At 59.9% G+C, this 15,167-nt stretch carries 17 protein-coding genes; 9 read left to right on the top strand and 8 right to left on the bottom strand.

What is annotated here, in order from left to right; all coding sequences use genetic code 11:
- Nucleotides 1-62 precede the first annotated feature (62 nt).
- Both ACR0J5_RS02500 and ACR0J5_RS02495 read right to left on the bottom strand, forming a co-directional pair.
- The gene (locus tag ACR0J5_RS02500; RefSeq protein ID WP_480650274.1) at nt 63-581 is read right to left on the bottom strand and encodes a DUF2478 domain-containing protein; all 519 of its coding nucleotides are present in this window, start codon (nt 579-581) and stop codon (nt 63-65) included.
- A gap of 71 nt (nt 582-652) precedes the next feature.
- Nucleotides 653-1,318, bottom strand: coding sequence for an NnrU family protein (locus tag ACR0J5_RS02495; protein ID WP_480650273.1), 666 nt, complete (start codon nt 1,316-1,318; stop codon nt 653-655).
- A 162-nt stretch (nt 1,319-1,480) separates the two neighbouring features.
- Here ACR0J5_RS02495 and ACR0J5_RS02490 point away from each other — a divergent pair, with 162 nt between their 5' ends.
- Both ACR0J5_RS02490 and ACR0J5_RS02485 read left to right on the top strand, forming a co-directional pair.
- Entirely contained in the window at nt 1,481-2,143 is a 663-nt protein-coding gene (locus ACR0J5_RS02490) for a DNA-3-methyladenine glycosylase I (RefSeq protein ID WP_480650272.1), read from the top strand.
- 41 nt (nt 2,144-2,184) lie between these two features.
- Nucleotides 2,185-2,871, top strand: a complete 687-nt coding sequence (locus ACR0J5_RS02485; RefSeq protein WP_480650271.1) for a hypothetical protein — start codon at nt 2,185-2,187, stop codon at nt 2,869-2,871.
- Nucleotides 2,872-2,874: 3 nt separating this feature from the next.
- Here ACR0J5_RS02485 and ACR0J5_RS02480 read toward each other — a convergent pair whose 3' ends face one another.
- On the bottom strand, nt 2,875-3,279 hold the full coding sequence (locus ACR0J5_RS02480; protein ID WP_480650270.1) for a c-type cytochrome: 405 nt from the start codon (nt 3,277-3,279) through the stop codon (nt 2,875-2,877).
- A gap of 92 nt (nt 3,280-3,371) precedes the next feature.
- On the opposite strand from ACR0J5_RS02480, the gene ACR0J5_RS02475 reads away from it, so the two are divergent.
- A complete protein-coding gene (locus ACR0J5_RS02475) occupies nt 3,372-3,809 on the top strand; it encodes a DMT family transporter (RefSeq protein ID WP_480650269.1) in 438 nt (145 codons plus the stop codon).
- On the opposite strand, the gene ACR0J5_RS02470 is transcribed toward ACR0J5_RS02475, so the two are convergent.
- Together ACR0J5_RS02470 and ACR0J5_RS02465 are read right to left on the bottom strand one after the other, a co-directional pair.
- Nucleotides 3,793-4,479, bottom strand: coding sequence for an ABC transporter ATP-binding protein (locus ACR0J5_RS02470; protein ID WP_480650268.1), 687 nt, complete (start codon nt 4,477-4,479; stop codon nt 3,793-3,795). The two genes, ACR0J5_RS02475 and ACR0J5_RS02470, sit on opposite strands and share 17 nt — an antisense overlap.
- Entirely contained in the window at nt 4,472-5,767 is a 1,296-nt protein-coding gene (locus ACR0J5_RS02465) for a lipoprotein-releasing ABC transporter permease subunit (protein WP_480650267.1), read from the bottom strand. Before ACR0J5_RS02465 ends, ACR0J5_RS02470 begins: the two co-directional genes overlap by 8 nt.
- Before the next feature lie 366 nt (nt 5,768-6,133).
- Here ACR0J5_RS02465 and ACR0J5_RS02460 point away from each other — a divergent pair, with 366 nt between their 5' ends.
- A complete protein-coding gene (locus ACR0J5_RS02460; RefSeq protein ID WP_480650266.1) occupies nt 6,134-6,493 on the top strand; it encodes a hypothetical protein in 360 nt (119 codons plus the stop codon).
- Here ACR0J5_RS02460 and ACR0J5_RS02455 read toward each other — a convergent pair.
- Together ACR0J5_RS02455 and proS are read right to left on the bottom strand one after the other, a co-directional pair.
- Nucleotides 6,490-7,401, bottom strand: coding sequence for a glycosyltransferase family 2 protein (locus ACR0J5_RS02455; RefSeq protein WP_480650265.1), 912 nt, complete (start codon nt 7,399-7,401; stop codon nt 6,490-6,492). The two genes, ACR0J5_RS02460 and ACR0J5_RS02455, sit on opposite strands and share 4 nt — an antisense overlap.
- Nucleotides 7,385-8,725, bottom strand: coding sequence for a proline--tRNA ligase (proS, locus tag ACR0J5_RS02450; RefSeq protein ID WP_480650264.1), 1,341 nt, complete (start codon nt 8,723-8,725; stop codon nt 7,385-7,387). The genes ACR0J5_RS02455 and proS overlap by 17 nt, the downstream gene beginning before the upstream one ends.
- Before the next feature lie 167 nt (nt 8,726-8,892).
- Between proS and ACR0J5_RS02445 the strand changes: the two genes are divergently transcribed.
- The 5 genes from ACR0J5_RS02445 (at nt 8,893) to ACR0J5_RS02425 (ending at nt 14,680) form a co-directional block, all read left to right on the top strand.
- Nucleotides 8,893-10,257: an FAD-dependent oxidoreductase gene (locus tag ACR0J5_RS02445; RefSeq protein ID WP_480650263.1), complete on the top strand. Its 1,365-nt coding sequence runs from the start codon at nt 8,893-8,895 to the stop codon at nt 10,255-10,257.
- The gene (locus tag ACR0J5_RS02440) at nt 10,257-11,231 is read left to right on the top strand and encodes an isopenicillin N synthase family dioxygenase (protein WP_480650262.1); all 975 of its coding nucleotides are present in this window, start codon (nt 10,257-10,259) and stop codon (nt 11,229-11,231) included. The genes ACR0J5_RS02445 and ACR0J5_RS02440 overlap by 1 nt, the downstream gene beginning before the upstream one ends.
- 91 nt (nt 11,232-11,322) lie before the next feature.
- Entirely contained in the window at nt 11,323-12,396 is a 1,074-nt protein-coding gene (locus tag ACR0J5_RS02435; protein ID WP_480650261.1) for an AI-2E family transporter, read from the top strand.
- Nucleotides 12,397-13,086 carry an HdaA/DnaA family protein gene (locus tag ACR0J5_RS02430; protein WP_480650260.1) on the top strand — a complete coding sequence of 230 codons (690 nt, stop codon included), beginning with the start codon at nt 12,397-12,399 and terminating at the stop codon, nt 13,084-13,086. It abuts the gene before it with no gap.
- A gap of 49 nt (nt 13,087-13,135) precedes the next feature.
- Nucleotides 13,136-14,680: a Ppx/GppA family phosphatase gene (locus ACR0J5_RS02425; protein ID WP_480650259.1), complete on the top strand. Its 1,545-nt coding sequence runs from the start codon at nt 13,136-13,138 to the stop codon at nt 14,678-14,680.
- Between the two features lie 107 nt (nt 14,681-14,787).
- On the opposite strand, the gene ACR0J5_RS02420 is transcribed toward ACR0J5_RS02425, so the two are convergent.
- Nucleotides 14,788-15,159, bottom strand: coding sequence for a hypothetical protein (locus ACR0J5_RS02420; RefSeq protein WP_480650258.1), 372 nt, complete (start codon nt 15,157-15,159; stop codon nt 14,788-14,790).
- Nucleotides 15,160-15,167: the final 8 nt, after the last annotated feature.

Raw genomic sequence — 15,167 nt, 5'->3', positions numbered from 1 at the left:
ATTGCAGCACATCCACGCTGAAACAAGTCAGGTTTTCAGGGCGTTACCCTACGAAACCCATTTTATGCCGCTGCCCGCTGCGCAGTCACGCGGTCCAGCCACGTGGTAATGGCGTCGAGGTTCGAGGCAACCTCTTCGGCGGCACCGCCAGTGAATTCCTGAAACTTCTCCATGTTCAGACCGTTCACGCCCACAAGCACCGGAATATCCTGCGCGAGTGCCTCGGCGATCACCGGGCGAAACCCGCGCCCGTCGGCTTCGTGCTTACCGAACTTGTTGATGATCAGAAGCTGCGGCGCATCTTCAAGCGAGGACGTGACATAGCCCACAGCCTGTTCCAACGCGGCCGGGTCCAGACGGCACCCGCGGGAATGTTCGCCCAGGGATTGCGAGATGCGGATGGTCTCTCCGTCCGGCAAGACGCGAACATCCATGTCGCATTTGCTGCTGTCGGCGCATTCGGTGTTGGTTTGGACCACACCGGCCAGATGGGCGCCCTTGTTCAACAGATGTTCGGCAACCGCGCTGAGCAGCCGGTCGGTTGCGCCGCGATCGGTAGTGGTAACATAGGCCAGATACATTCAGAGACCCTCGTATTTAAAGTCCAACAATTCAGATAGCACGCATGGCCCTGTCCCGCCACTCCCCTGCCTCAGGGCAAGGGGGACTGGCCGATCACAGATACGTGCAGGTGAAGCAGAACCGCAAAAGCGGCAAGAGAAATCAATACGGTCCACAGGCTGGGCCAAGGGCGCGGTGCCCGCAGCGACAGCCGCGCCGTGTTGCGGGACAGGCGATGCCATTCCGGGCCCATCTCGCGCATCTTGCGGCGGTCGATCAGGGCCATACCAAACACGGCAAACCCGGCGAATAGGCCGAACAGGATGACATGGGACAGGCTGCCATTGGCCAGCAGATGCGCCAGCGCCCACAGCATAAGGGCCACCAGCAAAGGATGGCGTGTCACCCTAAGGATGCCGGGATTTTCGGGATCAAAGGCGCGGTGCCCAAGACCGCCAAAGGAAAACGGGTTCTGAATCGACATCCCGCAGACGGCCAACCAGCACACAGCCGGCATCACCAATACTGGAATCCAGCGCAGGACCGCAAACGGAGGGATAACCTCAACATAAGGGGCGTCCGCTGCAGCCACGACCAGCCACCCCAGAACCAAAAGGGACAGGGCCGAATAAGCCGCGAAATAGGTCTTGCGCCCCATTACCCCGATCAATCGCCCGCGCAGGGCGGGTTGTGCGGGTATGGCGTGGGTCAGCAGGAATGTGATCAGCGCGGCAAGAAAAAGGCTCCAGCCCAGCATTGTAGTCTCCGACTTTGTTGGCACGGGTATAGGCCTGCCAAGGCCGCCCGTCTTTGTCCGAAATCAAGTGGATGGCCACCGCCCCAAATCCCGCCATTTTGATCGCGCCAAGGCTTGCAACCGCACGGCGCAAAGGTAACGCTGCCCCCCAAAGGAGCAGCCATGACCCATTTCGACCAGATCTTTGCAATGGCCGCCGATCGCCATGGCGGTGCGGACGCTTTGAACGCAAAGCTTGAACGCCCGAAATCGGCTGAGGAACTGGCCGCCCTGCCCGAGGACCGCTGGTTGTCGATCATCACAAAGACCGTGTTTCAGGCCGGGTTCAACTGGAAGGTCATCGAAAACAAATGGGACGGGTTCGAGGCCGCCTTTGACGGGTTCGACATCGGGCGCTGCGCCTTTATGGATGATGAGAAATTCGACGCGCTGCTGCAGGATACACGCATTGTGCGCAATGGCACCAAGATCGCCGCAGTGCGGGACAATGCCGCCTTTCTTCTGGAACTGCGGCAAGAGGGCGGCGTCGGCCAGATATTGGGCGGCTGGCCTTCAACCGACTTCATCGGCCTGCTGACGATGCTGGGCAAACGCGGATCACGGCTGGGCGGGGCCTCGGCCCAATATGCGATGCGCTTTGCCGGGCGGGACAGCTTTATCCTGTCGCGCGACGTCACCGCCCGCCTGATTGCCGAGGGCGTGGTTGACAAGGCCCCCACATCGAAAAAGGCGATGACCGCCGTGCAAGAGGCGTTCAACACCTGGATGGATCAATCCGGTCGGTCCTTGACGGAAATCAGCCGCGTCCTGGCGATGAGCCTGTGAAAGCCGGTTGCGAAACAGAGACTTCGAACTAGGCTTTGACCATGGCATTGCGCATTTTCATGATGGCCTTGTTGCTTCTGTCGTCCTGCGGTCGCCCCCTGACCGATCAGGAACGCGCCTTTGCAAGCCAGATACAGGGCGACACTCTGAACCTGGATCGTGTGCGTCTGGTCGAAGGGGCCCCTGTTGTACCCATCACATTCTACCGTCAGGAACGGCCCCGTCTGGCCTGCCGCGAGCGTATCCTGCCCCCACCCAAAGAAGGGGTCGTCACCGCAAAACCGGCCGCCGTGGCCCTGTTCAACAAGGTCTATTTCACGCGCGACTGGTATCTTGAGGACTACATGACGGATTTCCCCGATCAGATGAACCTGATCGCGGCCATGCTGCTGGCGCATGAGTTGACGCATGTTTGGCAATGGCAGAACCGAGAGACGACGGGCTATCACCCCCTGCGCGCCGCAGCCGAACACGGCGGCAGCGATGACCCGTATCTGTTCGATCTGGAAACCTCGCCCGATTTTCTGGCCTATGGATTCGAACAGCAGGGCGCGATTGTCGAAGAATATGTCTGCTGCCGCGCACTGGACCCGCAAGCCCCCCGCACCCAACGCCTGCATGACATGCTGGGCGCGCATTTCGATCTGGCAGCCCTGCCCGATCAACCGCGCAACCAGAGCATCCTGCTGCCGTGGAGCGAGGCTAAGATCGACGGAATTTGTCGCTAAAACCTACTGGCTCTGCAGCGTCTCAAGATAGGCGACCAGATCCACGATGGGCTGACTGGTCAGGATTGGCTGCCCTTGGGGCGTTTTCATCGACGTATCCTGCCCGTCGAAATACGGCCCATAGACCGGCATCGGGCTGCCATGGCTGACCAGCGGGTCCCGCCCGTCGATCCGCGCCACGACGCGGGCTGTGGGGAATACCCCGTCTTCACCCGACAGTTTGGTCAGGTCGACAGGCTGGATGACCAGCACCCCGGCCATTGGCCCGTGCCCGGTTGCGTCGATCCCGTGACACGTCGCGCAATAATGCTGATACAACTCGGCCCCGGTTTCCACGTTCTGGGCTGCCGCGTGCGACGCCAACGCCAGCACACCAATTGAAACTGCACTTCGTATCGCTCTGCTCATCGCATCCTCCTGTCACGATTGGCATTTACAGGCTTGCTCAAGGACGGGCTTGCCGCAATGATCCAGATCAACGCAGCCGGAGGATACGGGCGATGACACAATATGCAGCCATCATGCTGGCAGCCGGGATCGGCGTCCCCATTCTGGCCGCCCTCAACGCGGCTTTGGGTAAATTGATCGGATCGCCGACCACCGCTGCGGTGGTTCTGTTTGCCATTGCTTTTGCCTCATCCGCGGCCGTGATGGTGCTGTTTCCGGGGTTTGGGGCCCTGCCCAAAATCGCAGAAACACCCAAGCATCTTTTGCTGGGCGGCGTTCTGATTGCCTTTTACGTGCTGTCGATCACCCATGTCGCGCCGCATTTCGGCGTCGGCAATGCGGTGTTCTTTGTTCTGATCGGGCAGCTGATAAGCGCCGCCGCCATTGATCACTTTGGCCTGTTCGGCGCTCAGGTCACGCCGCTGACGTGGATACGCGCAGGCGGCATCGCCGTGATGGCAGCGGGTGTGGCGATCACTCAACTGGCCTGAGAATGCCGCTCTCCAGCCTTAGTTTTCGATCCATCCGCGCCGCAAGGTCCATGTTGTGCGTGGCGATCAGAGCCGACAGCCCCTCATCCCGCACCAGAGCCATCAAGGCATCAAACACCTGATCCGAGGTCTCGGGGTCCAGGTTGCCCGTCGGCTCGTCCGCCAATAGCACCCGAGGTTTGTTGGCCAACGCCCGGCAGAACGCGACCCGCTGCTGTTCCCCCCCCGACAGCGCCGCAGGGCGGTGATCGGCCCTTGCGGCAACGCCCACCCGGTCCAGCAATTCCATCGCCCTGTCCTGCGCCGCCTTCTCAGACGTGCCATTTGCCAGTTGCGGCAGGGTGATATTCTCAAGCGCCGTGAACTCGGGCAGCAGATGGTGGAACTGATAGACAAAGCCCACATCCTGCCGCCGGAGGGCTGTGCGGGTCCGGTCCCCCTTGCCGGTGACGTCTTGCCCGGCAATCTCGACCATCCCTGAATCCGGCGTATCCAACAGCCCCGCGATATGCAGCAGGGTCGATTTGCCCGCCCCGGATGGGGCTACCAGCGCCACCGCCTCGCCCGCGCGCATCTCCAGATCGGCACCGCGTAACACCTGCACCTCGCCCGGTGTACCCTTGAGATAAGTCTTGGTCAGACCGTTCAGCCGCATCGTCACATCATTCATAGCGCAGCGCCTCAACCGGGTTCAGCCGCGCCGCGCGGCGGGCGGGGAAATAGGTGACAAAGAAAGACAGGCCCAGCGACAGGCCCACCGCCTTCAGGACATCCGACAGGTGCAACTCAGCCGGAAGGGCATAGATACCGCGAATGGATGGGTCCCAGACGCCGCCGCCCATGACGAAATTCACGAACGAGAAAATCGGGTCGATATAGATCGCAAAGAGGCATCCCAGAACCACCCCCATCGCGGTGCCAATGATCCCGGTAAATGCGCCGCAGATGAAAAACACCCGCAAGACCGAGCCCTCGCTTAACCCGATAGTACGCAGAATGCCGATATCGCGCCCCTTGTTCTTCACCAGCATGATCAGCCCCGAGACGATATTCATTGCCGCGATCAGCACCAGAATCGACAGAATGATAAACATCACATTGTCTTCGACTTCCAACGCCCGCAAAAACCCGCCCGAGGCGTCCTGCCATGTCCAGATCTGGCTGCGCTCGCCCGCCGCCTCAAGGATCGGGATCAGGATCGGGGTCAGGTCTTCGGGGCGGTCGACCATCACCTCAATCTCATCGGCAACACCTTCGCGATTGAAAAAGCTCTGCGCTTGTTCAAACGGCATGTAGACGCGGGTGCGGTCGATGTCATAGCGCCCGGCAGAAAACACATAGACCACGCGGTAGGCACTGACCCGGGGCGAGGTTCCAAAAGCTGTCTTCACCCCGTTGGGCGAGGTCAGCTTGACCGTATCCCCCACGGTCGCCCCAATGCTGCGTGCCACGCCCGAGCCGATGGCGATCACAAATTCCTCATTCTGGAACTCGGACAGATCGCCCACCGCCTGATCGCTTTGGGCGACGCCCGGCAGGTCCAACAAATCGTCGGGCTGGATGCCGAACACCTCAACCCCGCTGCTGCGGTCACGATTGGTGATCAGCACTTGCCCCTTGACCAAAGGCGCGGCCCGCTGCACGCCGGAGACCTGTGCGATACGGTCGGCAACCGCATCATAATCCTCGATCGTACGGTCCAGCCTGCCCTGCGCGTCGAAATTGCCCGCTGAGTAGACCGTGACATGGGCATTTGCACCCAGAATGGTGCCGACAAACTCCGCCCGAAATCCGGACCGAACGGCCAGAGTCGCGATCAAAGCAAAAACGGCCAGCGTGATTCCGATCAGGGAAATCCATGTCATGACGCTTACGCCGCCCTCAGCCCGGCGCGCACGCAGGTATCGCCAGGCGATCTTCCATTCAAATGGGGCAAAGGGCGGGGGCGTCTTGGCCATGTCTGCTCCGGGGCTTTTTCACTTGGCGCGACCCTTTCGGCATTTCACCGGATGGTCAAGTTGCTTATGCGTGTCCCCGTTTGGCAGCGCTGCAGGAACGATATTGGATGTATAGCAAAACGAATCAGTCTCAGGGCCACTCTGGCCTGAGGTGATGTGCGCACAAAAAGATATACCCATGGTTGTGACGCACTTCACAGACAGCTCTTGATTGTTTCAGTTATGAAGTTAATCAGACGGTTGCGTGACGGACTGCACTCAAAATGCAACAATCGTTAAGCAACTTTATTTCGTCTTTTGCTTATTTTTAGAAACTTTGCCACCTTAAATTCAAGGGGGATACCAATTTCAGAGCGGGGGTCGCTCATGTTTGTAAAGAGTAATACCGAAGTACTGGACCCTATTTTGGTCCGAAATCCTGCGAATGAGCTGGATTGCGAAACAGCCGCATTGCTGCGCGCAACCATTCGTCCGATCTTTGACGCAGCTGCAAGCTGGGCCAGTTTGACCGATATTCTAAAAGATAAAGGATACCGGCTTGTGTTCCGCCAGGGCCGTCTGTGCCTCACTGATCACGCAACGGATGAGCGGGTTTGCGGCATACGGTTCTTGGGATTTGAGTTCACAGAACTGGTCAGACGCCTTGGGCGCCCGATCGTTGTGCCGCACGGCAACAGTGCTGACGGAGAGATCCTGGCCCAACGGCCGGACGTTCAGCCCGGCTAGAACCGCCGCCAGAACTGCATCTTGCGGCGCAGAGTCTTGAACAGGCTGTATAGCGCGGCGCGGGCAATCGCGGGCTGCGACAGGGTTTTCAGAAATATCGTGCCGGAAACGCGCAGCGGCAGATGCCCCTTCTTGTACCAGTCAAGACGGTCTGCGTCCGAATAAGAGGACAGATCGCAAAACTGGCTATAATTCTTCAACCAACAGGCTGCCATCTCGGCCCCTGCCTTATCCGTGTCCGCTGACACGCCACCAATCCGGAACAGGGACACCGGGGCCTGCAGGCGCTGCCCGGAATGCCCGGACAGGATCATACGCAGAACCATGTCGTAATCTGCCGCGATGCGGAATTGCAGATCGTGACCGCCCAATTCCTGAAACAACGCGCGTTTCAAGACCATCGCGTTATGCCCAAAGGGCAGGCGCTGCAGGATCGACTTGGGCGTCAGGCGACGTGCATGGCGTCGGTGCCCGTCATCGTCAAAGAACACCGTCTCACCGTAAACAAAGTCTGGCCGGTCGGGCTCCAACGCCTTTTGGACGCGCGACAGGCTGTCTGGGCCTGCGATCAGATCATCCGAGTTCAGGAACAGGATATAGTCGCCGTGACACCGCTCAACCGTCTGGTTCATCGCGTCATAGAGGCTTTGATCCGGCGCGCAGAAATACTGGATCGGAATGGGGTTGTCCGAGACCGAGATCTTTTCAATCGCCTGTTTCAGCAAGTCTTGCGTGCCGTCATCAGACTGACCGTCCCAAATCACATGCTCGATATCGCGAAAAATCTGCGACTGGACGCTGTCCAGCGCGGCAAGGATTTGCTCGCCGCGCCCGGCCTCGATCAGGTTGCGCGTGACCGTGATGACCGAGATCAGCGGTCTCTGATCCTGTTCAGGCGATTTGCTCATAAATCCCGGCAACTTTTGTGACGGCGGCCTCGGGGCTCAGTTCTTCGCTTTCGCCGGTGCGACGGCAGGTCAGTTCGACCACGCCGTTCTTCAGGCCGCGCGGGCCAACAGTGATGCGCCACGGCAGACCGATCAGGTCCATGGTCGCAAACTTGCCCCCGGCCCGTTCATTGCGGTCATCATAGAGCGGTTCCAGCCCCAAGGCAGTCAGCGCGCCATAAAGCTTTTCACAGGCTGCATCCGCCTCTTCATCGCCTTGCTTGAGGTTGACGATCCCGCAGTGGAACGGCGTCACGCCCTCGGGCCAGATGATGCCCTTGTCATCGTGGCTGGCCTCAATGATCGCGCCAATCAGGCGGCTGACGCCGATACCATGGCTGCCCATGTGTACGGGCGTCGGTTTGCCATCCGGGCCTTGGACGGTTGCGCCCATGGCTTCGGAATACTTGGTGCCGAAATAGAAGATTTGCCCCACTTCAATCCCGCGCGCCACGCGGCGACGATCCTCGGGCACCTGATTGAACAGCGCCTCGTCATGGGTTTCATCGGTACGTGCGTATTTCGAGGTGAACTCCTCCAGAATGGCCTGACATTGCGCCCGATCGTCATAGTCGATCTGACGATCCCCAAAGGTAAGGTCGGTGACGGCGCTATCATAGAAGACCTCGGACTCACCGGTTTCGGCCATAACCAGGAACTCATGCGTGTCATCGCCACCGATGGGGCCGGAATCGGCGCGCATCGGGATGGCCTGAAGGCCCATGCGTTCGTAAGTGCGCAGGTAGCTGACCAGATGGCGGTTATAAGCGTGCAGCGCATCCTCTTTGGTCAGGTCGAAGTTGTAGCCGTCCTTCATGTAGAATTCACGCCCCCGCATCACGCCGAAACGCGGACGGATTTCATCGCGGAACTTCCACTGGATTTGATAGAGCGTCAGCGGCAGGTCTTTGTAGCTGTTCACATGGCCACGGAAGATGTCGGTGACCAGTTCCTCAGCCGTGGGGGTATACAACATGTCCCGTCCGTGACGGTCCTGCATCCGCAGCATTTCCTGACCGTAATCGTCATAGCGCCCGGATTCACGCCACAGGTCCGCCGATTGCAGGATCGGCATCTGAATGGCGATGTGACCGGCCCGCGCCTGTTCTTCATGCACGATATTTTCCAGCTTGCGCAACACTTTGAACCCCAGCGGCAGCCAGGAATAAATCCCGGCGGATGCTTGCTTGATCATCCCCGCGCGCAGCATCAGCCGGTGGCTGACGATCTGAGCCTCGGAGGGGTTTTCCTTGAGAACGGGCAGAAAGTAACGGCTGAGGCGCATATTGTAACCTTAAAGGTGAAAGTTCACTTGAAAAGTGATTATGCCAAAGCCTCGCCGGGGGCAATCGGGCATTGGCGTTTTTGCGACCTCGGGTCAGTCGGATTTTTGATTGACCCGCCGATCAGGGTTTTCAAATGTGACAGAAATGTAAAACCCACGAGGCACCGATGCAGACCATTCAGGAACCCGCCCGCCAGATTCCCGTCATCCATCAGACAGACGTTCTGGTCGTCGGCTCTGGCCCCGCCGGGCTGGCCGCCGCGTTGGCAGCCGCGCGTGCCGGGGCCGAGGTGTCGCTGGTCGACCGCTTTGGCTGCATGGGCGGCAACATTACCGCCGTCGGCGTCGAAGGCTTCGCATGGTATCGCCACGAACAAACGGTTGAGGCCGGCGGCATCGGCATGGAATTCGAAACCCGCGCCAAGGACATGGGCGCAGCCGTGCCGGAAAGCCAGTCACTGAGTTATGAGCTGGACAGCGAAGGGTTCAAACTGGTGGCCGACAAACTGGTGGATGAGGCGGGCGTGCATCCGATGCTGCACCGTCAGTTCGTGGCCCCCATTATGGACGGCGACCGGATCACCGGCATCATCACCGAATCCAAAGCCGGGCGCGAGGCGATTTTGGCCCGCGTGGTGATCGACGCCACCGGCGACGCCGACGTGGCCCATCGCGCGGGCGCCCCCACTCACAAGACCGCGCGCGAGGATATGATGGCCGCCTCGGTCATGTTCCATTTGGCCGGTGTCGACAAGCGCGCCTTTATGGAGGGCGTCAAGGCCGATCCGCAGACCTACAAGGACTGGGGCGGCGGTGGTGAATGGAACATCGAGACCTCGGGCAAAGAGGACGACATGTTCTCGCCATTTGTGCACAAACCCTTCCAACAGGCGATTGATGCGGGCCTGATCCCGGCGCATCTGAACACCATCGCGGGCACCTGGGGCGCGATGCACGACACAGGTGAGCTGACCTATATGAACCTCATCCATCTGGCTGAAATCGACGGCACCGACCCTGACAGCCTGACGCGCGGTGAGATCGAAGGCCGCCGCCAATCCATGCTGGCCATCGAGGCGCTGCGCCGCTTCATGCCCGGGTGCGAGAACGCACGCCTGCGGAATTTCGGCATGACCATCGGCATCCGCGACACCCGCAAGATCGACGCGGTGTACAACATGACCGAAGACGACGCCCGCCATCAGGGCCGGTTCGAAGATACAATCGGCATCTACCCCGAATTCATCGACGGCTATGGCATCCTGATCCTGCCCACGACCGGGCGGTATATGCAGATCCCCTATCGCTCGATGCTGCCCAATGGGATCAAGGGGTTGCTGGTTGCGGGCCGCTCGCACGGGTCCGACAAGGTGGCCCATGCCGCCACGCGCAACATGGCCTGCTGCGCGGTCATGGGTCAGGGCGCAGGCATCGCCGCTGCGCTGTCGTTGAAAAGCAACCAGGACGTGCATGAGTTGAACCTCGCCCCCGTTCACAAGGAATTGGATCGGCAGGGTGTGAGGATTCACTGATGCAGCAAATCCCTACTATAGACGTCTCGCCGCTGTGTGATCGCGATCATCCCGACTATGACCTGACCGTCCGGCACGTCATGGACGCCTGCACCGGGATCGGGTTTCTCTCGATCACAGGAACGGGCATTCCGCCGGAAAAGGTCGATCAGGTGCGCCGCTGTGTGCAGGCAATCTTTGACATCGAAGAAAGCGCCAAATGGGATCAGGCCATCACCCGCGAGAACTATCGCGGGTACATCCCGATGGGATTCTTCACGCCCAATGACGGTTCGGGCAAAGCCGACAAATACGAGGGCTACAAGCTGCATCGCGAAACCGCGCCTGACGCGCCCATCCGCAAGGACTGCGCGCTGTACGGTCCGAATATCTGGCCGCGTGAGGTGCCTGAGGCGGGGCAGATCATCCTCGCCTACTGGGCGCAATTGTACGCAGTGGCCGATCTGCTGCTGGGCGCGCTTGAGGTCGGTCTCAACCTGGCCCCAAACACGCTGCGCGATGCCTTCCGTGATCCGATGACCAACATGACCCTGCTGCATTATCCGCCGCAGGCCCCGGATGAGGGCGGCTATGGCATCCATCCGCACAAGGATACAGATGCGCTGACCATCATCGCGCCCGATCCCGTCGGCGGGCTTGAGGTGCAGACCCGCGATGGCGGCTGGATCACCCCCGACTGCCCGCCAGGCGGGTTCATCGTCAATATCGGCGATATGCTGGAGTTGTGGTCCGGTGGACGGCTGAAATCCACGCCGCACCGGGTGGTCAACCGCTCGGGCCGCGAGCGGTACTCGTTCCCCTATTTCGCCGTCCCCCGCCATGATGTCGTGGTCGCGCCACTGGTTGATCCCCTGCCCGGATTTGGACGTCCACCGGTGCATTGCGGCCACTGGTCGGCCGAGATTTGGCGCACCAACTGGCCCGACGAACATGCGGATGACACCACGCCCGAACTTGGAACGCTCAGCGACTGAAACCCGCATTTCCGACCCACCATGAACCGCTTGCATCACAGGGCTGCATGCGCCAAGAACATATGCAAGAACCGATAACAAGGGGACGGGCATGGCTCTGCCGGTGAAGGATCAACTGCGGTACTGGGGCGTAGCTGCTGCGGTCTTTGTGCTGATGTTATGGGCCCTTGGCGACGTTTTGCTGCCTTTTGTCATCGGCGGCGCAATTGCCTATTTTCTGGACCCGGTCGCGGACAGGCTTGAGGCGCTGGGCCTGTCGCGAATGGCCGCCACCGGGATCATCACCATTGTCGGCGTTCTGGGCTTTGTCCTGATGATTCTGATGGTGGTGCCTGCCCTGATCACACAGTTGATCGATCTGGTCGAAGTACTGCCAAGCCTGTTCAAAGAGCTGCGGGGCTTTATCGAAAAGCAGTTCCCGTCGCTGCTGGATTCCGAATCCAGCTCGCACCAGGCGCTGGTTTCCATTGGCGAAACACTGCAATCGAAAAGCGGTGATTTGCTGCAATCGGTGATCGCGTCGCTTGGCTCGGCCATCAATGTTGTTGTGCTGCTGATCATTGCCCCCGTCGTAGCAGTCTATCTGCTGATGGACTGGGACCGCATGATCGCCCGGATCGGAGAGCTGCTGCCGCGCGACCACGCCCCCACGATCAAGCGTCTGGCGGGTGAGATTGACGCAGTTCTGGCCTCGTTCGTACGTGGCATGGGCACGGTCTGTCTGATCCTTGGCACCTATTACGCGGTGGCCCTGATGGCCGTTGGCCTGCAATTCGGTCTGATCGTCGGGTTCATCGCGGGGCTGGTGACCTTCATTCCCTATCTGGGGGCGCTGATCGGCGGCACATTGGCGATTGGTCTGGCGCTGTTCCAATTCTGGGGGGACTGGACCCATATCGGACTGGTCGCAGGCATCTTTGCCCTGGGTCAGGTGACCGAAGGCAATTTTCTGACCCCCAAGCTGGTGGGGCATTCGGTGGGCCTGCATCCGGTCTGGCTGCTGCTGGCGCTGTCGGTTTTTGGCGCTCTGTTTGGCTTTGTAGGCATGTTGATCGCGGTTCCCGTGGCCGCAGCTCTCGGTGTGGTGGCCCGCTTCCTGACATCGGTTTATCTGGACAGTCGCCTGTATACTGGCCTTGAAGGACTGAATCAGGAAGACGAATAAATGTCCCGACAACTCAGCTTTGACCTACCGGCCAAAACCGCACTGGGCCGCGAGGATTTCTTTGTCTCACCAGCCAATGCGCTGGCGGTTGCGATGATTTCGGCCACGTCCTGGCCCGGCAACAAACTGGTGCTCAGCGGCCCTGCGGGCGCTGGCAAAACGCATCTTGCCCATGTCTGGGCGGCCGAGACCGGAGGCCGGATCATTCAGGCCCGTGACCTGCGTTACGAGGATGTACCAGCGCTGGCCAGCACACCGATCGCGGTCGAAGACGTACCGATGATCGCCGATGACCCCGAACAACAAAAGACCCTGTTCCATCTGCACAATCTGGCTTTGGCCGAGGGTCACGCCCTGCTGATGACCGGGCGGCTGGTGCCCAAGCTGTGGCAATTGCCCCTGCCCGATCTGCAAAGCCGCATCGAAGGCGCGCATCACGTTGCGTTGGACCCGCCCGATGACGCGCTGTTGGGTGCTGTTTTGGCCAAGCTCTTTATCGACCGGCAATTGAACCCCGGCCCCGAGGTCATCGCCTATCTGGTCAAACACATGGATCGCCGTTTTGAAACCGCAGCCGAGGTTGTGGCGCGGCTGGATCAGATTGCGCTGTCGGAAAAACGCGAAATCACGCGTTCACTGGCCATCAGAGTATTGAATTCGGACGGAAGCGATGTCGAACCAGACAATTGACCCAACCCCGACGATTTCGCAAACTGCCACCGGAACATCTGGACAAGACATGGATCAAGCCGTCGAAATCGACATTCCGGACTGGGGACCTTTTGGAAAGCCGTTGTTTGACAACCCCGAGGCCCGCGCCCTGTCGCGGGTGGGCGTTGTCGATGTGGGGTCGAACTCGGTCCGGATGGTGATCTTTGACGGGGCCGCACGGTCTCCGGCCTATTTCTACAATGAAAAGGTGATGTGCGAACTGGGTGCGGGACTGTCAGAGACCGGGCGGCTAAACCCCCTCGGACGGGCGCGCGCGCTGGACGCCTTGCGCCGGTTTCAGCGTCTGGCCGATGACCTGGGGCTGCCCGGCCTTCATGTGGTTGCCACCGCAGCCGTGCGCGAAGCCGAAGATGGGCCAGAATTCTGCGACGAGGTCCATAAAGAAACCGGCCTGACCGTATCGGTGATTGATGGCGGTGAAGAGGCCCGGCTGTCGGCGCAAGGCGTGCTTTTGGGCTGGCCCGGGGCTTACGGTTTGATCTGCGACATCGGTGGTTCGTCCATGGAACTGGCCGAGATTGGCGGCGGCGATGTCGGGCGTCGGGTGACATCCGCCCTGGGTCCACTGAAACTGCGCGACATCAAAGGCGGGCGACGCGCGCGCAAGGCGCATATCAAAGCCACGATGGAAGAGTTGCGCGGACAGATGGGCCAACAGCGCGACCGCCTGTTTCTTGTGGGCGGCAGCTGGCGTGCCTTTGCGCGGCTGGACATGTTGCGGCGCGGCTACCCGCTGAATGTGCTGCACGAATACCGCATGACCACCAAACAGGTGCATGAGACCATCAAGTTCATCGAAAAGGGCGATCCCGACAAGCTGCGCAGCCAGGCCGGGGTGTCCAGCTCGCGCATGGCGCTGATCCCTTATGCGATGGACGTGCTGGCGCGGTTGATCCGGACTTTCAAGCCCAAGGACATCGCCATCTCAAGCTATGGCATTCGCGAGGGGCTGCTTTATGAACAAATGCCGCAAATCCTGCGCGATCGCGACCCGTTGATCGAAGCCAGCCGGTTTTCTGAGGCCAAGGATGCCCGTCTGCCGGGCTTTGGCAAACACCTCTATTATTTTGTGATGCCTCTGTTCAAATCGGCCCCAGAGACGCGCGTGCGCCTGATCAAGGCCGCGTGTCTGCTGCACGATGTCAGCTGGCGCGCGCATCCCGACTATCGGGCCGAAGTCTGTTTCGACTATGTCACTCGCGCCAATCTGGGCGGGCTTAAGCACTCGGAACGGGTGTTTATCGGCCTCGCACTCCAACATCGTTACCGCAATAAACGCGAAGGCAACCGGTTTGAACCGCTTTACAAGCTGCTTGAGGAGAAAGACCAGAAACAGGCCGAAATTCTGGGCAAGGCGATGCGGTTCGGGGCCATGCTGTGGATGCAAAATGACGCCACCATGGGCCGATTGCGCTTTTACCCAAAGAAACGTCAGCTTGAGCTTTTGTTGCCCAAGGCTGCTGGCCCCCTATTCAACGAAGTGGCCGAAGCACGGCTGAATTCGCTGGCCGCCGCTTTGAAATCGGATACGCGCGTCCTAATCCGCGGCTAAAGCGTTTCGGGTTTGACTTGAGACACGAATACCCTGCCACGCCTGTGGCGTTCTCGGGACATTCGTGTCGCAGAGTGGTTCAGGTAAAACCCGAAACGCTCTAAGCGTCAGATTTCTGTGGCACCATCCGAGTCCGGCTGTGGCAGATCCGGGTTCTCTGGCTCAGACTCAAGCGGTTTTTTACGGATGATGATGTCACCATTCGGTAGGATTTCGGGCGCGTCATAAGCGCTCCAATCCTCAATCTCACCCGCCAGATCAGCCAGTGCAGGACCCATCTGCGCAAAGAACGATTCCATGGTCGGGCCGAACTGATCGACCATCCCCTGAAAATCCTCTAACGCGGGCTCCATTTCCTGCCGCAACCCTTCAAAAAACAGCTCAGCCCCCTGCTCCATCAGGGACTTTCCGGTGTCTTCCTCGGCTGCGGCTGGCAGCGCCGTAAACGCGACCGCACAGATCGTAACAAGATGTTTCATGTTTCTGA

The sequence above is a fragment of the Ruegeria sp. BE1 genome (genome assembly GCF_056538885.1).
The sequence above is the reverse complement of the archived record's forward strand: the minus strand, read 5'-3'. Positions and strand labels throughout refer to the sequence as shown.